Origin of the sequence: Microcystis aeruginosa NIES-843, assembly GCF_000010625.1 — a bacterium.
GTDB lineage: Bacteria > Cyanobacteriota > Cyanobacteriia > Cyanobacteriales > Microcystaceae > Microcystis > Microcystis aeruginosa.
The window spans coordinates 2,632,778-2,651,213 of the sequence record NC_010296.1; the positions used below are offsets into that span (position 1 = coordinate 2,632,778).

At 41.9% G+C, this 18,436-nt stretch carries 15 protein-coding genes; 5 read left to right on the forward strand and 10 right to left on the reverse strand.

What is annotated here, in order from left to right; genetic code table 11:
• Positions 1-128: 128 nt before the first annotated feature.
• The 5 genes from MAE_RS29570 to btpA form a co-directional block, all read right to left on the reverse strand.
• The gene (locus MAE_RS29570; protein WP_080506976.1) at positions 129-335 is read right to left on the reverse strand and encodes a hypothetical protein; all 207 of its coding nucleotides are present in this window, start codon (positions 333-335) and stop codon (positions 129-131) included.
• Positions 307-540: a hypothetical protein gene (locus MAE_RS33805; protein ID WP_041804094.1), complete on the reverse strand. Its 234-nt coding sequence runs from the start codon at positions 538-540 to the stop codon at positions 307-309. The genes MAE_RS29570 and MAE_RS33805 overlap by 29 nt, the downstream gene beginning before the upstream one ends.
• A 61-nt stretch (positions 541-601) precedes the next feature.
• Positions 602-1,186 carry a Uma2 family endonuclease gene (locus MAE_RS12625; protein WP_012265908.1) on the reverse strand — a complete coding sequence of 195 codons (585 nt, stop codon included), beginning with the start codon at positions 1,184-1,186 and terminating at the stop codon, positions 602-604.
• A gap of 491 nt (positions 1,187-1,677) precedes the next feature.
• Positions 1,678-2,664: a vitamin K epoxide reductase family protein gene (locus MAE_RS12630; RefSeq protein WP_012265910.1), complete on the reverse strand. Its 987-nt coding sequence runs from the start codon at positions 2,662-2,664 to the stop codon at positions 1,678-1,680.
• Positions 2,665-2,841: 177 nt separating this feature from the next.
• Entirely contained in the window at positions 2,842-3,693 is an 852-nt protein-coding gene (btpA, locus tag MAE_RS12635; RefSeq protein WP_012265911.1) for a photosystem I biogenesis protein BtpA, read from the reverse strand.
• A 471-nt stretch (positions 3,694-4,164) separates the two neighbouring features.
• On the opposite strand from btpA, the gene rimO reads away from it, so the two are divergent.
• The 4 genes from rimO to MAE_RS12655 all read left to right on the forward strand — a co-directional run bounded on the left by rimO (position 4,165) and on the right by MAE_RS12655 (position 8,333).
• On the forward strand, positions 4,165-5,478 hold the full coding sequence (rimO, locus tag MAE_RS12640) for a 30S ribosomal protein S12 methylthiotransferase RimO (RefSeq protein WP_012265912.1): 1,314 nt from the start codon (positions 4,165-4,167) through the stop codon (positions 5,476-5,478).
• A gap of 41 nt (positions 5,479-5,519) precedes the next feature.
• The gene (locus MAE_RS12645) at positions 5,520-6,959 is read left to right on the forward strand and encodes a DEAD/DEAH box helicase (protein ID WP_012265913.1); all 1,440 of its coding nucleotides are present in this window, start codon (positions 5,520-5,522) and stop codon (positions 6,957-6,959) included.
• Positions 6,960-7,182: 223 nt separating this feature from the next.
• Positions 7,183-7,536, forward strand: a complete 354-nt coding sequence (locus tag MAE_RS12650; protein ID WP_002741232.1) for a hypothetical protein — start codon at positions 7,183-7,185, stop codon at positions 7,534-7,536.
• 95 nt (positions 7,537-7,631) lie between these two features.
• Entirely contained in the window at positions 7,632-8,333 is a 702-nt protein-coding gene (locus MAE_RS12655; RefSeq protein ID WP_231859778.1) for a hypothetical protein, read from the forward strand.
• A 78-nt stretch (positions 8,334-8,411) separates the two neighbouring features.
• On the opposite strand, the gene MAE_RS12660 is transcribed toward MAE_RS12655, so the two are convergent.
• The 5 genes from MAE_RS12660 to MAE_RS12675 form a co-directional block, all read right to left on the reverse strand.
• Positions 8,412-9,068 (reverse strand): MAE_28990/MAE_18760 family HEPN-like nuclease, encoded by a 657-nt coding sequence (locus tag MAE_RS12660; protein WP_012265916.1) that lies wholly within the window; start codon positions 9,066-9,068, stop codon positions 8,412-8,414.
• Positions 9,068-10,180 carry a DUF262 domain-containing protein gene (locus MAE_RS12665; RefSeq protein WP_012265917.1) on the reverse strand — a complete coding sequence of 371 codons (1,113 nt, stop codon included), beginning with the start codon at positions 10,178-10,180 and terminating at the stop codon, positions 9,068-9,070. The genes MAE_RS12660 and MAE_RS12665 overlap by 1 nt, the downstream gene beginning before the upstream one ends.
• Before the next feature lie 543 nt (positions 10,181-10,723).
• On the reverse strand, positions 10,724-10,945 hold the full coding sequence (locus MAE_RS34085; RefSeq protein ID WP_173351072.1) for a hypothetical protein: 222 nt from the start codon (positions 10,943-10,945) through the stop codon (positions 10,724-10,726).
• Positions 10,921-11,265 carry a phenylpyruvate tautomerase MIF-related protein gene (locus MAE_RS12670; protein ID WP_041804095.1) on the reverse strand — a complete coding sequence of 115 codons (345 nt, stop codon included), beginning with the start codon at positions 11,263-11,265 and terminating at the stop codon, positions 10,921-10,923. The genes MAE_RS34085 and MAE_RS12670 overlap by 25 nt, the downstream gene beginning before the upstream one ends.
• A 527-nt stretch (positions 11,266-11,792) precedes the next feature.
• Positions 11,793-15,257 carry a type ISP restriction/modification enzyme gene (locus tag MAE_RS12675; protein ID WP_012265920.1) on the reverse strand — a complete coding sequence of 1,155 codons (3,465 nt, stop codon included), beginning with the start codon at positions 15,255-15,257 and terminating at the stop codon, positions 11,793-11,795.
• 245 nt (positions 15,258-15,502) lie between these two features.
• Between MAE_RS12675 and MAE_RS27710 the strand changes: the two genes are divergently transcribed.
• Entirely contained in the window at positions 15,503-18,037 is a 2,535-nt protein-coding gene (locus MAE_RS27710; RefSeq protein WP_012265921.1) for an FG-GAP-like repeat-containing protein, read from the forward strand.
• Positions 18,038-18,436: the final 399 nt, after the last annotated feature.

Below are 18,436 nucleotides of genomic sequence, written 5' to 3' on the forward strand. Positions count from 1 at the left end.
GATATTGACTCCTGGTATGTCAGTTGCACGACGAGTACCCCTGTAAGTTTGCCAGTTTTGACCTCTTACAAGTTCAAAAGCCGAACCATTGGTTTTGATGAGAAACCTATCCTGTGAGTTTTCCCAGTTTAAATAAACTCCATTCGTACCCGCAGTAAAAAAAACTGGCTCTTCGTTACTTGGTATGGTTCGATAGGGGGGCATAAATCGACTAAATCCTTATCTGGCAAGAGATTTAATTGATTAGTTCGCTCTAGATCAAAAACAATTGACAAAAATCGCCAAATATCTTTCTCTATAAGGGTTTCATCCCTTATAACCTCCGTCCATTGCATAACACAAACCGAAGAGCCAAAAAACTTTCTCTCTATGGGTGCGACCATTGTTCCATTTTGTTGTCAGAGTGCCGTCTTTGAAATCATTGATTATCTGGCTACAGGCAATCTCTCTTCCAGACGATTGGGTTGCACCCTCAGTTTGCCATAATACTACCAATAAAGTAGCTATGGTGATAGTCATAGATAATGATTTTTTGAGCATACTTTACTCCCTAGTATAGATAGATAGATTGCTTCCAACTTATTAACAAGATTTTTCAATTTCAAGGTGTTGTTTCTGGGGTAAGGTCGAGGTTGCGATAGACTTGTTCAATCGGAAAACTTAGATTAATGCTTTTGAGTTCTACGGTATCGCCTTCTTGGTAGTTAATAATGAGCCATTCACCAGCATCATTTTTGTGATATAAATCCATTTCGATGCTGGTGGAACTCACTAATAAATAATCTTGTAAAACTAGATTTTTGCGGTACATTCTAAATTTGCCACCTCTATCATAGGACTCGGTACTAGGTGAAAGAACTTCAACAATGAGACAAGGATAAGTAATGTATTGGGTTGTAGTTTTATCGTGATCGTCGCAGGTTACGCTAACATCAGGATAAGTGTAGTTAGTTGTTTCGACAATGTTGACTCTCAGATCTGAGTTACCTACTTCACAGCCAGTGCTTTCAAGGTGGTTGGAAAACAGGGTAATAAATCTAACTGAGATGAGACTATGGTTTTTGCTGCCGCCGCTCATAGTGTACACTTGACCATCGATCAGTTCGTGTTTTTCTAGTTGCTTTTCTTCCCAAGCAAAGTATTCTTCTGGAGTAAGTTGGGGAAAGTTTTCTTTAATGGCAATCATGAGAAATTACTCCTTTATTAGCTTTGATAATATTTTAACAATTTACCAAACATTTTTTTGTTCTCTCGACATCTTGATAGAAAATAAGTACCTGGACAAAAATAAACGAGACTCTACCAAACCTGTTATGCAAAATTATTAACAACTCATGCTTGTAAAGCTTGTATAGTAAGGCTTTGAGTTTTTGTTAGATTGATATTTATCAACTTTAGAGCATTGCTGGACAGAGAGGGAGCTTAGGGAATTTTCTACAGTGTAAGTTCGGAAGAACCAGGATTTTGTGGGAGAAATGTTTATCTTATTTAAAACTAAGAACTTGTTCTGGTGTTGTTGAATTGAGATATGAATGGTAATTGTGCATCGTATCCACAACGAACGCTTAGGACTAAGTTTGAAAAATTGCCTAGAGGACACTTAATACTTAAAATCAGCAACGCCATAAAAGCCATAAAATATGGGGGCTGAACAAGGTTCAACCCCTCAATATTTTTCTACTTACGTCCCGGAACTGTATATTTAAAATTCATCGGGCCGGTATAACCGGAAATCTCCGCTAATTTCTCTAATCTTTGGGTTCCCGAATATTCTTGACCCCTAATAATCCAAGTGGGAAAACCTTTAATTCCGGCATCGCGACAAGCTTGGGGATTACCATTAACCCCTTGGGGATCGCATTCGATATAAACCCCTTCTTTTTTGAGGATTTCTCCCGCTTCCTTACCAAATAACTGTTTTTGATCGTAACAGTGGGGACACCAAAAAGCCCCGTATTCCTTCGCACCAATTGCTTTTAAATGTTTAGCCAGGGCGATTTCTGCTTTTCCCGGAACCGTGGTTACTTCCCAACCGTAGGGAGGTTTAGCCGCTGTCATTGGCCGGGTAATTTCTTCTTTTCCTCCTGTCACGGTGGGGGAATTTACTCCCGTATAAACCGCTAAAGTTCCCACCAAAGTAATCATCGCCACCACAACCATCGGCAGTATAATTTGTCCTAAACCTTCCCATTCGCGACCAACAATTGTGAGAATTAATAAGGTTAAAGCGAACAAAGCCGAAGTGATGCAGTAGGGACACAATTCCTTTAATTCCGTGGCTAGAATATACATTAAATAACCACTAAATACCGCCATCGCCGTCGCCCCCGCTAACAGCAATAACCAAGTATTATTTTCTAAACTTTTGCGGAGATTTTTCTGAGTTTCCCCATTAATAAATAGAGGGCTGAGGGCAAAAACCGCCATGGCAATATAGGCCAAAAAACCGAACAAACTCAAGGGCAGCCCGAAAACCGTAGCGTAGGGACTATTAAGAACACCACTACAACCAGCCCCATCAGTAGCCCCGGCGGTACAGGCCGCAGCCCCTCCCGTCAGTTTGGTAATGGTTAAATAGCCGGTCAGAATCGCCCCCACGATCGAAACGCCCCCAATTAGAGGCCGGGAGTAGCGATGAATCCAAGGTACAGAACGACGACGCATAATATTATTTAGATTAAATTACAGCAGAATTCAGGAGTCAGGAGTCAGGAGAGAAATCTAAATGTACTTTGTTGAAAGGAAAAATTGCCTAACCATATTGTGTTAATTAGGACGTTTTCAATTCCTAAAAACTTAGGATAGCTATCCCCTGAAACTATCCGCCATTCTAGCAAGGGGTTATGTGGACAGAGGCAAAGAAGGGAGAGAATTATTAATTTTTGCCTTTTGATCGTTGATCTGCCGGGCCGTTTCCACAAATTGCGACACCCGGATCGGATCCACCGGTTCAGTAATTTTGCCATGACGCTTGAGGGAACTAGCCACGATCACCCCATCGGCAGCCGGCAGCAACCGCCCAATATTGTCCAAATCAGCCCCGCTGCCGATAAAAACCGGTGTTCCCTTGGCCGCCGCCACTGCTAGTTCCAAATCCTCAAAACTAGGGGGGCTACCGGTGGACCAACCGGAGAGGATCACCCCGTCTGCCAGTCCCCGTTCGATCGTATCTTGCACTGCCGTAGTCAGATTAGGGGTTCCCAAGGGGCGGGCGTGTTTAACCAAAACATCCGCTAAAATTTTGACCTCAGACCCCAATTCGCGGCGATAACGCAGGAGTTCGTAGGCCTGACCCTCAATAATGCCCTGATCGGTGGCCATAACCCCCGTTAGCACATTAACCCGAATAAATTGGGCATTAACACAGGTAGCGATCGCTAAAGCACTATGGGCATCATTGCGGAGAACATTAAGACCAATCGGTAGGACCACCAGATTTTTAATGCGATCAACAATTAAAGTCATGGCACTAACCACGGCGGGATCCACCTGTTGCTTAGTAAAGGGGGCATCAAAAAAATTCTCGATAATCAAACCATCAACACCACCGGCAGCCAAAGCCGTCGCCTCCTGTTCAGCCCGCTCGATCACCGTCTTGAGACTGCCACCCCAACGGGGGGAAGTGGGCAGGGGGGCGAGATGAACCACGCCAATAATCGGGTTTTTTGTCTTGAAAGTTGCAATTAAGTTCACAGCGTATACTACTCTTAGCGTCCCCAACCATGCGCCGCTCACCCATTTTAACAGGGTGAAGGCCTACCCACGGTTCCACGGGGGGGAAATTATTTTAACTTAGTGCCAGCATTCGTCCCTCGCGCTTAGTGCGATGGGACGGGGCTTTTCAAGGGGCGAAGTAATTCGCCCCACAGTTCCCCTCATCAATGCTGACTTTGTATATAGACAATTCCAAAAAACTATGTTATCATAAACGGGTCTTGACCACTATTCCTTAAGCGATAACCGAGCTTCGGGGGGTCGTGTTGCAAGAAAAAGTGTGGGTCTTAGGAACTAGGACTGCTGCCTGGGTCGGGAAGGTAAGACTTGCTATCTTTCGAGGTAGAAAGCGCATCCCATTGAAGCAGGAAGCTCTCAAATCCGTTGAGAGTAGTTCACAATGTCTTAACATTAAAAGAGAAGTTTAAGATTTGGTTGATACTCGATCGCATGGGCAATAAGCCAACCATCGCCATCTCACACCTAGGCTGTGAGAAAAACCGGATCGACTCCGAGCATATGTTAGGACTGCTGGCCAAGGCCGGCTATCCCGTAGATAATGACGAGGAGTTGGCCGATTACGTTATCGTTAATACCTGTAGTTTCATTCAAGCAGCTAGAGAAGAATCCGTTCGCACCCTCGTGGAACTGGCGGAAGCTAATAAAAAAATTATTATCTCCGGCTGTATGGCCCAACATTTCCAAGATGAACTCCTGACGGAATTGCCGGAAGCCGTGGCCATTGTCGGCACGGGGGATTATCAGAAAATTGTCGAGATCGTCGAACGGGTAGAGACGGGAGAACGAGTCAAGGAAGTCAGCGCCGATCCCACTTTTATCGCCGACGAAAATCTGCCCCGTTATCGCACCACCAGCGAGGGAGTCGCCTATCTGCGGGTGGCCGAAGGCTGCGATTATCGCTGTGCTTTCTGTATTATTCCCCAGCTGCGCGGTGATCAAAGATCCCGTTCGATCGAGTCCATTGTGGCCGAAGCGCGACAATTGGCCAGCCAAGGGGTGCAAGAATTAATTCTCATTTCGCAAATAACAACCAATTATGGGTTAGACTTATATGGCGAACCCAAATTAGCGGAACTCTTGCGAGCGCTGGGAGAAGTCGATATACCTTGGATTCGCGTTCACTACGCTTACCCGACCGGGTTAACGCCAAAGGTTATCGAGGCGATCCGAGAGACCCCGAATGTTTTACCCTATCTAGACTTGCCGCTACAACATTCCCATCCCGACATCCTGCGGGGGATGAACCGTCCCTGGCAAGGACGAGTCAACGATGGCATTATCGAGCGGATCAAGCAAGCTATCCCGAACGCGGTTTTACGAACGACTTTTATCGTCGGTTTCCCCGGAGAAACCGAGGAACATTTCAGCCATCTGCTGGAATTTGTCAAGCGTCATGAGTTCGATCACGTCGGGGTGTTTACCTTCTCCGCCGAAGAAGGTACAGCCGCTTTTGACCTGCCCGATCCAGTGCCACAGGCAATTATGGACGAACGCCGCGAAAGGTTGATGTTAACTCAGCAACCGATCTCGGAACGCAAAAATCAAGCTTATATCGGTCAAACTGTCGATGTTCTCATCGAACAGGAAAACCCAGAAACAGGAGAATTAATCGGGCGCTCCGCTCGTTTTTCCCCGGAAGTGGATGGCTTGGTTTATGTGACAGGTGAGGCGATTCTAGGTGCGATCGTACAGGTCCGAATCACTGCGGCCGATACCTACGATCTCTACGGCGAAATAGTCTAATTTTTCCATTTTTCTTATTTAATTCCCACAAAACAATCCCTATGACCACTGGTTTCAACAATTTAGGTTTATCCGATAGCCGTCTTCAACACCTAGAAACGCTTGGATTCACCACCCCCACCGAAATTCAAACCAAAGCCATCCCTCTCCTTCTAGAAGGGCATGACATGGTAGGAATGTCACAAACGGGAACCGGCAAAACCGCCGCCTATTCCCTGCCTTTACTGGAACGCATGGACACCAAAAATCCTAACGTTCAAGCTTTAATCCTCACCCCCACCCGGGAATTAGCCCAACAGGTGGCCAGCGCCATCAAAGATTTCTCTGATGATCGTCGTCTCTTTATCCTGACAGTCTGTGGTGGTCAATCCATGGAACGTCAGATCCGCAGTCTGGAAAAAGGTGTCCAGATTGTGGTCGGGACTCCCGGCCGGGTAATCGATCTGCTCGATCGCAAAAAACTCCATCTAGAATCCCTAAACTGGGTAGTCCTCGATGAAGCGGACGAAATGCTCAGTATGGGTTTTATCGATGATGTGAAGAAAATTCTGCAAGCATCCCCCTCCACCCGTCAAACCGCCTGTTTCTCGGCAACTATGCCCCGGGAAATCCGCGATTTAATCGCTAATTTCTTGAAATCTCCCATTTCTGTGACGGTTTCTCAACCCCAGGCCGCTCCTGCTAAGATTGAGCAGAAAATTTATCTGATCCCTCGCGGTTGGACGAAATTAAAAGTCCTGCAACCCCTGTTAGAGATCGAACCCCTAGAATCGGCGATTATTTTCGTCCGCACCAAGCAAACCGCGGCCGAATTAACCAGCAAACTGCAAGAAGCGGGGCAAACGGTGGATGAATACCACGGTAACTTAAGCCAAGTGCAACGGGAACGACTGGTGCAACGTTTCCGCGAGGGCAAAATTAAATTAGTGGTAGCCACGGATATCGCAGCCCGCGGTCTAGATGTGGAAAATCTCAGCCACGTTATTAACTATGATCTGCCGGATAATGCCGAAACCTATATTCACCGCATTGGCCGCACCGGCCGCGCCGGTAAAACGGGAACTGCTATATCTTTAGTAGAACCGATCGATCGGCGTTTATTACGTCAGATTGAACAGCGTTTGCGTCAACGTCTGGAATCTAGTCCCATTCCTAGCCGCACCGAAGTAGAAGCAAAACGCCTGGCCAAGCTGCAAAATCAGCTAAAAGAGGCTTTATCGGGGGAACGTATGGCTTCTTTCTTGCCTTTAGTGCGGGATTTAAGTGAAGAATACGATCCCCAAGCGATCGCGGCGGCTGCCCTGCAAATGATCTACGATCAAAATTGTCCCCAGTGGATGAAAACCGATTGGGAAGTTCCCGCAGCGACGAGCAGTAAACCGGTGATTAATAAAACTCCCCGCAGTGGTGGTAGTAAGTACCCCTCTAAGTCGAATAACCGTCCTTCCCTGGACAAAAAAATCGTCTTTCAGGAACGTTAATTTTTAGTTCTTGAATAGATAACTTTAAGAGTTGATAGACCGTTTTGGTTCTATCAACTTTTTTTTGTCAAGTAATTTCCCAGTACGTCGTCGAAAGCATTCTACATAATTTTATAGCTAAACTTTTGATAATTGATTCTAATCAAGTATTTGGGCTTTGTTTGATACTTTTGCTGATAATTACTATATAATTGTCTTAAATGAATAAATTTGAACATTTAATATGTCGAGTTCGTCAGAACCTTATCGTGGGAGGGTACAAGCTCAAGGAGACGATATCCAGCAAGAGGGTGGATACAGTTGTTCTTGGGCAAGAAAAAATCCTGTTACTGCTAAAGAAGGATTATCATTTCTTGCTAATATTAAAGGGCAATGCAGCGAATGTCAACGAGAGGAACGGAAACAAGCGTTTAGAAAAGCTGAACGCTTTGTTACAAATGCTAGTGAGCAAGGTGGTGTCACTCCAGAGGCACAACCGCACTCATTTCAGGATTCTAAACGTAAAACTAAAAACGCCCGTGTAGATATTGAAATTCGCAGTGGTCTTACCTTTATCCCTTCGCCCCAAACAGAATGACAACGATGCTTAGAAGAGTACAACAATTTTTAGACTCTGGCGATAGTGATAACGCTAGAGAAGAAATTGATAGAGCTTTCGGCAATCTGAGAAGGGTGGATAGTCATGTTAGAGAGTTTGCAGATCTGTTGGCACTGGGATCGATCAAAGCTTCAGAAATCGGCTTAGGGGTATTGGGACGTAAGCTTCTACAGAATGACAGCGAGATTAACAATGAGGTTGTTTGGTTATTTATTGCGTCAATTTTATCTCGCAATAGTATTCCCCCTGATAGTCCATCTAGAATCAGCCTACTTGTTCTTACCGCTTCTGTCAATAGTTGGGAATTACCAATTTTTGCGCTTCTTGCCCCTGCCCTCGACGCTTTTTTTAAAGTTAGTCTTGCGGACGGAACCCCTTTAATTGCCGAACAAACTTTTGATTTTTTGGCCACTTGGGGAAGAATTTATGCGAAAGCACCTCATGTCAAAACGCAGCTTCAAGAACTTCAATCTCTTAGTAATAATCTATTAGAGCAAGTAGATGACTCAGAGTTAAAAGCTGAATGGTCAGAGGGAATTAATATATTTTTTGAAGAAGCCAGGACAACCAAATATTCAGATAGTAATGTTTTTTCTGCTGGTGAAGAATTAATTAAAAAAATTTATAATACTCAAAGTTTACAGCGCAATACAGAAGATAAGAATTTGGCAGAGACAAAAGACAAGTTACTCCGATTAGTCACTTCGTCTCTTGCCACTATTGGAACAGTTCTTGATAGTGATGGAGTCATACTAAATCCGGTTATTAAAAACTGATTATTTATTTCCCCTTTTGTCTCTTGCCTTTTGCCTGTTCTGATATGTAGCGCATACTCAACGGATTTAGTATTAACCCTATATACTTTTGACTTTTTTATACTGTTCCGTCACGGCGGCATTTAATAGATCATCTTTAAAATCTCTGATTAATTTAATTACTAAATTATAAGTATTGATGTATTCTTCATAATCGATAGTTAAATACTTGCCATGAGCAATTTTATTTCTTTGGGTGAGAAGTTGTTCATCAATAGCTTTCTGCCGCAGTTGATAATCACTATCATCAATTCCTAGAATAGTACAGATATCAGTGAAAACTTCAAAATTGAGATTAGATTTGGTGTTAATAATATTTTCGTAGGGTATAGAAGCTCTATTTTCTAGGTTATCAAGTAAATTTTTGATCATCTCTTTTTGTAACTTAAATTTATTGGTTTTTATTAACTCATTTATAGAACTTCTAGAACCAAGGGCAACGAAACAGTAATCCAGTTCATGATAATTTAATTTTCTTAAGGAAACAAACTGCAAATAACATTCTGCTGCATATTTAATAAAACCTTCCCAATGGGCATAGAGAGTGGTTATTCCGGCTCTAATTAATACATCTTGCTCAGTTCCTTTTTGTGGAGGAATTTTATTTTTTAAAATACTAAGTTCTTTAATTCGCCATGCCATATCTTCATCTAAGTTTTTCTGGAGAATTTCGATAGTTCTATTATCTTTACTCATTACTTTTTAAAATATTTTTTGCCAAATTCAATCATTTTGAGCATTCTAGTTCTAGCTCTCGATCCCGTACCGATGTTATAAATAAAGTCAGATTCTGACCACATTTCCTGAATTTTTGTTCTTAGCAGTTCAATATCTTGAGTAGAGTAATCATCAATATTTTCTCGTAATCCTGTGGTGATCGCTTCATAAGCAGAATCGAGAAATTTACCCTTAAATCTTGTTCCATCATATTTGGTAAAAGTATCTTCATTCGTCGCTTGATCAAGCAATAAAAACATTTTAGCGAATTTTTCTTGCTCTAACACACGATCAAAAGTCCTGGAATTGCATAATTCTATCAGATAGTCAGTCAAATATTCATTAACCTCTTTTTTGTTCAATGATTTTGGATCAAATGTGGGAGAAGACAGGGCAAAATATTTAAGAATTAGTTCCAAGTCGTAGCGTTCTTGTCTTAATCGCTCGGATAGGGAAATACAATTTTTAAAGTTCTCATTTTCTGCCAAGTCTTCTAACCACTTATATAGGTTTTTATCTAGCATAATCAAAAGACAATTACGCACCTCTTGATAAGATAAAAAAGAGCCACCGGTATTTAAACGATCAAAAACTTCAAACTTAGCATTTTTATCCGATTCTTTTTGGATAATCTGAACCTGTATTTTCGCTCTTTTGAAGTCTATTTTTAGAGATGGGGGCAAATTATACTCTCCTTCCTCTGCACCTTCCCACATAACTCCGTTTAAGCTAGGTAATAAGTTAGTACCTTGAAGCACCAGTTTCGGTTTTTTCTTAGTTTCATCGTCCTCATCTCTTAAATCGCCAACAAATTCCAAAATTGTTGAAATCCTTTGTAATCCATCCACCAATTCCCAAACACTATCTTCTTCTCTCTGATAGACAAAAATAGAGGGAATAGGAATTCCTAATAGTATCGATTCTATGAATCGGCTTTTTTGGGCTATTGTCCAACGAAAATATCTTTGAAAATCTGGATTAATTGTCATTTCTTTGTTATTATAAAGACTAATAATCTCTCCGATTGACATAGGATAGTTATCGGTACGAAATTCTTTAGTTTTTGCCTTAACTTCTTCTAATAAATTCATCTTATAGCAGTTATCTTAATGGTGAAGTACAAAGTTTTCGTTTTGGGGAGCCGGTCGTCAGGATTCGATACCAAATTAGGTTACACTTCATCTTTAGAAACAAAGCTGTAATTTTTCTATACTCAGTATAATCTCTCTATTCTACTTTTATACCATCAATGATGACTGAATGTGCCAATTTTAAAATGAAACGCGTCAACCTCAAGAGTTGACAGAAAAAGGCTCATCCCCGCAATTGGCACAAACATCAATTTTCAGGTGGCTAATCTGCAAAGACGCGATTTATCGAAAATTTGGGTTAAAACCCCGTCCTAAAAGGACGGCTTTAAGCTACAATGGAAAAAGCGATAACCAAGCTAAAAACTGAACCTTGACAACAGATAGTAGGGGGTTTTGTTCAGAAAAGAATTCAAATTCGGCCTTGAACGAGTAAAACTTTCTAGGAAATAAGGTTGAACATGAGATTTTTTCGACTTGTTCAAAGTGGCCGGAGGGCATCCGGACACTCAAAACGGACGTTGAGAAAGAGTCAGACTTAAGCAATTAAGCGTTTTTCGGTGAAGCGTCAACCCCATTCAGCGACCACCCTAAAAAAGTGGCGTGGTGAGGAATCGCCGTCCGTTTTACGGCGGCGAGGATGTCAAGTCCCGATATTGCGGTGATGTTAGCTTGGATTGAACAGGCAAAAATCCTCACCAGAGAGTTAAAATAAGCCCTATCTCCGATAATTTTGGCATAAATTAGCCAAAAGTAGTGCCATTCCATCCCCAAAGATCACCTTTCGTCTCGGCAAATTCTAGATAAATGCGATTTTTCGGTATTCCTAAATAAGCCTCAATTTCTTGACAAAAATCACTACTCATGCTTTTAGTTTGAGCGGCGGAAATAGAACCAACACTTTTAATCTCCACATAACACACCGGCTCAAAAGTACCAGCAAAAGTCATTTTTATACCCGATTCTAAAGCTGTCATCACATAGGATTCGGGTTTTCCCAGATGTTTAGCTAATTTAGCCGAAAGACTCTGCAAAAGTTGATTAACCGTCTCATCATCGAGGGAGGTGACAGAAGTTTGAATTTTAATTAGGGTTTGCTGAAAAAGCTTTTCCTGGGGGCAGGGTGTGGGGTGTGGGGTGTGGGGTGTGGGGTTTTACCAGTTTTGAGGTGGTCAACTACCTAATTTTCAGGGAAAAAGTACCTGAATTTTCCCCCGATCCCCGCAATGGCTGGCACTTTTTGAGGGGAAAAAAGTCCAAAAGTCTTATCCAACAAGGTTTTTAGATTTATTCAGCAGACCCTAATTAGAGGCATAGAAAAAATCTCAGAAATATTTTTATATAATATAACAGTTTTGATAGCAATCACAGATATTCTTTTGCTTCAGAAGGCTTCAATCATCCAATCCTTGGGGAATTATGAATTATGAATTGGGGAGTGGGAAGTGGGAAAAAAACTGAATGTCATACTAAATCCTGTTATTAAAAACTGATTATTTATTTCCCCTTTTGCCTCTTGCATGAGTGCCTCGTCTCATAACTAGCCTGTACTCAACGGATTTAGTATCAGCATTCATCCCATCGCTAAAAGCGAGGGAATTCTGCTGACACTAAGTTAAAAAGAATACACGGCTGTTTTGATATTTTGGTAGTTATCATCTAGATATGATTCTAGGAGAATAATCGCAGTAATTCTTCTAGTCATCTCGCTTACTTCCTGCACTTCTGCGATAGTTAATCCCCGTCCTAATAATTTTTCCTCGCGATAACTTAGCCATTTTTTAATAACTTGATAACCCCCGATGGTATATTCCCACACCCGGGATGGTATATTTTGCCAATAGGCTCGATCATTGAGATAAATATCATAGGTGGTCGTTCCTAATAATTTTCGCATTTCTGGGCTAATTACGCTCATTTCTGCGGTTGTATATTGTCTGGCGATCGCTTTTCCTTTACCCGGCATTGTCACACCATTTTTACCCCCATGTCCCCAACCGACGTTAATAATTAAATCCCCCTTATCTGGGTTTAAATTTCCCCCATCAGTGCAGGAAATCAAGGCGATTTTTTGCAGTGCAGGGGTCGGTTTTTTGGTGACTCCTATAACGGGGTTTTCTGTGTCTAAAAGAGAGGCGATCGCTTGTCCTAGTTGGGCAGATTTAATTAATAATTCTTGGCTATTGGGAAGGGGAATTCTTGGGAAGTCTTGACGAATACCGTCGGCATTTTCCCGAAGATACAAGGGAGAGTACCCAATCGCTAACGAGTGCAGCCAAATTAAGGAGGCATTCTCGATATTTTCATCAATATTATTAATACCCAGTTGATTTAAGTATTGACGAGATTTTTCCGAAAGATTGGCTTTTATTGAAGGACTATTAAAGTTACTGGAATCGAATAATTTTCCTTGAGTATTATCTTCTGTATTCACCTTCTCTGAATTTTGACGTAATCGTATAGGAAAGTGATAAGCATGACCTCTAATAAAGTCAAAGTCTCCTAAACAGTTAGTAAAATAAAATGGTATTCCTTCGGGAGAGGCAACACCAGCAGGACGACTGACTAAAAAGGAATTACCTTGAAATTGATGAATAAATAGCGAAGGTCTAGACTCATTCCAAAGCGGTCTAATTTGAGTATAATAACACCACTTAACCTCATAGGGTCTGAGCAGATAAGGTAACAGCATTTGAGGATTAAATTTTTTGCGTAACTTTAAGACTTTATCTCTGGCTTTTTTGGCATCAAATCGAGCTGCATTTTTAGTTAAACCTGTATTAAGTGATGCTAATTCTTCCCATGAAACATTTTGATCAAAGTATTTACTTATCCTTTCCGAAAGAATAGTTTTATCACTATCAATAAAACTATAGCCTCGATTCTCTTTATAACCTGTAATTGGAGCTTCATCAGATAAATCTGTTAACTTTGGCCATGCTAAATAGTGAGAGGAAACATCGGAGGGACGGAAAGAATAACGATTAGATTGTTCTGGGTTAGAGACTTGATACAAAGCATCAAAATCTTGATTATTTAAACTATCTAATAACTGTTCTCGTTTAGCAACTCCCCAGAAATGGCGAAAATAGACATCAACATTTTTATTCCTTACTTCCTTTCTTACCATTAGTCCGATAGTTGTCCCGACTCGAATCCCTTCCTTATTGTATTGAGTAGAAAAAACACTAGGATCTGGATTACCTTCAGGGGTTAACTTTCCCGTTTCGCGACTATCCCCATTGAGACAATCAAACCAAAGGCGATCAAATTCTTGTAAAAATCTTTGCCGCATCACCACAAAAGAAGGATCACCGAGATAGGAAAAATTAGAAATATAACAAACAACTCCTTTACCGGTATTTTCTGAAATACATCTTTCTGCTAAACGAAAAAAGCGCACATATAACTCATCCAAATTAAACTTTTTAATCCCCCAATCGGAGATTAAACCCTGTTTATACACTTCCACTAAACCTGCTTCTTCCGCGGGACTGGTTCCAGCAAAAGCATTGTAGGGAGGATTACCGAGAATAACTAAAATCGGTTTACCGCGCTTAACTTCATCGGCTGCCTCTCGTTCCTTATTTAACTCTGGAAAACTTAATTGTAGCTGTTGAATTTTCTGTTTACTTTCCTCATCGGGAGGTTGCCAACCAGTTAAAGCATTAGTCAGATAAATCCCCACCCGTTCACTATCTTCTATTAAAGGTACACCCAAACTTTGCAGGAATAAACCTAATTGTAGATGAGCGACGACAAAAGGAGCGGTTAAAATCTCGAAACCGAAAATTCTTTCTATGGCTGCTTTTTTCACCAAAGCCATGGCTAAAGCACCCGCCCCATTTTCCTGTAAAGTATCGGTAATATAGCGCAAAACCTCGACTAAATAAGCACCGGTGCCACAGCAAGGATCGAGAATATAAACATCGGGATTAGCTAAACCGTCCTCAATATTTAATTCTTCTCGTAAAACTCGATCGACTCGCGCTACCATATAGCGAACAATTTCCGGAGGAGTGTACCAAACTCCCAATTCTTTGCGTAAATCAGGATCAAAAGCTTGCAAAAATGGTTCATAGAAATACTGTACCGCTTGTCCCTCATCGAATTGACGAAAAAATTCCTCTCGTCGCACTCGATTTAAAGCTGCACCGGTCCAATTCAAAACTTCTACTAATCCCAAAGACTTTAACTTACTCGGTGCGGCGATCTGCTCGAATAGGATCGCTAACATGGGAACATGGAGATGGTGGGCTGCGGATTTCCAATCGAACTTATCCTCTTTATCCTCGCGATTGAGGTTTTGCTTGTGCCATAATACCCAAGCAGAAAATAAACCATAAAAGAGGGTTTGCACGAGGGTAGAACGGAAAAATTTATTTCCCTGTTCCCGTTCAAATTTGATACCGAGGGCATTTTCTAAAGCTTGACGGATATTGGCCAGAGCGGGAAGATCGGAATGATGTTCTAAGCGTGCTTTTGCGTCGCGCGCATAGGAAGCAAGAAACCAAGCAACATCGGCTGGTGAGGTGATAGGAGCCGCCTGTAAAAGCACTCTCTTTAGGTATTCTAAGAGGCTATCACCGTGTTCGGCGGCAAATTTGGATGGATTTGAGGTTTTTAGCCAAAACTCGGCTTCTGACGGGGCTAAACTATAGGCTTCTAATTCCACCGGTTGACCTTGGCTATTGCGACCAATGAGCAGAAAATCGCGATAATTGGTGACTAATACTTGACCGTATTTTTGCCAGTATTTTTGTACTTGCTCGCTGGCGGCGATTTTTTTGATATCTTCTTTGGTTCCCTTAATCTCGATCGCACCTCTTTCGGGAAAAATCGCCGTAAAAGGTTCTAATTCTTGATTTTTTTGGAATTGATCGACGTTAAAAAGTCCCCCGTCCGGCAATCCCGCACCCTGATTTCTGAGGTTGATAATGCAGCGCACTCGCGGTTTTAGGGTTTTACCGATTTCGTTAAGGAGAGTTTCGAGAGTGCCGTAGTAGGAGGTTTCTTTTACGGCTGCTTGGGAGGAGTGGATTTCGTGCAGGTTGCGAAAATAATTGACGAGGGGATTCATAAAAACTGTGGTCTAGATAATTAAGGTTAATCTTATAAAATTTTGTTACAAGATTGAACATTTCTGCTTTGAACGGTTACAATTCCCATTGTAGGTAGCCGGTTATATTTAAATTAAAAATCGATTTTAGGTTCGATCCCCCCTGCCCCCCTTATTAAGGGGGGTGCTGATAGGCGGGGGCTCTGATAATTTTTAACGCCTACCTACTTAATTATTGATCTCTCTTGTTTTGGAGGAAATTAAAGATGGCTGATTTTCTTGATTTCGTTGTTCGTGACAGTTTGCTCAATCCTCTTACTATCACGCTTTTATCTACAGATTTAGAACAAATTGACGAAGGAACAAGACATAGCATTGATGCTCAGATTGATGACACAGATCCTCTTGGGCGTAAAGGTGCGATTTTAGCTGAGTCGGCGCAGGAAAATGACCTAAAGACAGGAAATTCCCAGTCTGTATCGCTTAATACTAGCCAATCTCTAAGTTCTCTGGTTTCAAGTAACTTACAACACATTGCTGGGTGTAACTGCTCATTCTGCGCTCTTCCTCCATTTGATCCGAATCTAGTTAAGAATCAACCGAAACAGTCAGCCGCCACTGTATCAGCCGCTTTAAATCTATCTCAAACTTTCTCCCTTAACAGCTTAGCAGGAGCAAATCACACAATTTATCTGGATTTTAACGGGCATACTACTTCTGGTACTTCTTGGAATACAGCCTATAATAAGGCTAATATTGTTACTCCTGCTTTCGATTTTGATGGCAATACAGGGTCTTTTAGTAATGCTGAACTAGAAAGAATCCAGTATATTTGGCAGCGCGTGGCGGAGGATTTCATCCCCTTTAATGTTAATGTCACAACTCAAGCTCCAACGGATATCAATGATTTGATTAAAAGCGGTACTGGTGACACTCGCTGGGGTGTGCGTGTTGCTATTGGTGGGAGCAGTTATGACTGGTTCGGTGCTGGAGCAGGAGGAGTTGCCTACGTTGGTTCTTTTAACTGGAATAGTGATACTCCCACCTTTGTTTTTGATGACCAACTAGGTAATGGTAACGAAAAATATACGGCTGAAGCTATTTCCCATGAAGTAGGACATACTCTCGGACTATCCCATGATGGACGAATTACCCCCAGTGAGGGATACTACGCAGGACATGGTAGTGGGGATACTGGCTGGGCACCAATTATGGGAGTAGGATACTATCAGAACCTATCCCAGTGGAGTAAAGGGGAGTATGCTTCCGCTAATAATACTCAAGATGATTTGCAAATTATTACCACCCAAAATGGTTTTGGCTACCGAACCGATGATACTGGCAATACAATTGCTACTGCGAAAGCATTAACGGTTTCTGGTGCTTCTGTTAGTGGTAATGGTATCATTGAGCGCAATACGGATGTAGATTTCTATAGTTTTACTACAGGTGCGGGTGCGATTAGTTTGACGGTGAATCCATTTAATCGTGGACCAAATTTAGATATTTTGGCAGAGTTATACAATTCTGCGGGAACTCTAATTGCATCATCTAATCCGACGGATTTATTATCAGCAAATATTACAGCAAATGTCGCAGCCGGAACCTATTACCTCAAAATTGACGGTATTGGGAAAGGTAATCCTCTTACTACTGGTTACACAGATTACGGTAGTTTGGGGCAGTATTCGATTAGTGGTTCAGTTTCTAGTCCTTCTAAAGATATTTTCATCCGTAGTCCTCAATATGCAGGATTATTAACCTATAACGGTTCGGGCTTTCAACCTAACTCGATTCAGTATGACTGGATCGGCGGCTGGAAACTTGGTTCAGGGGATAAACATTTGGCGGGTGACTTCGATGGTAATGGTAAAGATGACGTTTTCATCCGTAGTCCTCAATATGCAGGATTATTAACCTATAACGGTTCGGGCTTTCAACCTAACTCGATTCAGTATGACTGGATCGGCGGCTGGAAACTTGGTTCAGGGGATAAACATTTGGCGGGTGACTTCGATGGTAATGGTAAAGATGACGTTTTCATCCGTAGTCCTCAATATGCAGGATTATTAACCTATAACGGTTCGGGCTTTCAACCTAACTCGATTCAGTATGACTGGATCGGCGGCTGGAAACTCGGTTCAGGGGATAAACATTTGGCGGGTGACTTCGATGGTAATGGTAAAGATGACGTTTTCATCCGTAGTCCTCAATATGCAGGATTATTAACCTATAACGGTTCGGGCTTTCAACCTAACTCGATTCAGTATGACTGGATCGGCGGCTGGAAACTCGGTTCAGGAGATCAACACTTTGTGGGTGACTTCGATGGTAATGGTAAAGATGACGTTTTCATCCGTAGTCCTCAATATGCAGGATTATTAACCTATAACGGTTCGGGCTTTCAACCTAACTCGATTCAGTATGACTGGATCGGCGGCTGGAAACTCGGTTCAGGAGATCAACACTTTGTGGGTGACTTCGATGGTAATGGTAAAGATGACGTTTTCATCCGTAGTCCTCAATATGCAGGATTATTAACCTATAACGGTTCGGGCTTTCAACCTAACTCGATTCAGTATGACTGGATCGGCGGCTGGAAACTCGGTTCAGGAGATCAACACTTTGTGGGTGATTTTAACAACGATGGCAAAGATGATGTTTTCATCCGTAGTCCTCAATATGCAGGATTATTAACCTATAACGGTTCGGGCTTTCAATCTAACTCGATTCAGTATGACTGGATCGGCGGCTGGAAACTCGGTTCAGGAGATCAACACTTTGTGGGTGATTTTGCCTAGCACGATCGCCTTTATGTGAACTGAAATTCCCAAAGGCGATCGCCTTACATGAAACAAAATTTTAAAATGCGATCGCCTAAAAAACCCTAATTGGGGGGAGCGTTGACATTATCTTAGTCTTAGGAGGTTTCTTTTACCGCTGCTTGGGAGGAGTGGATTTCGTGCAGGTTGCGAAAATAATTGACGAGGGGATTCATTAGGAGTGTTGTAAAAATCAAAAATTGTTGTTAGGGTTAGGAGTCAGGAGTCGGTCGTCAGGAGTCAGGAGAATTAAGAATGAATAATAATTAACTAAATAGTCTATTTACATATTTTATGCCATTTAATCCTTATTTTTGCCATTTTTGAACCCTCAAAAATTAATTATCGGTCGCAACTAGCTTCTGAAGCCTAATCCTG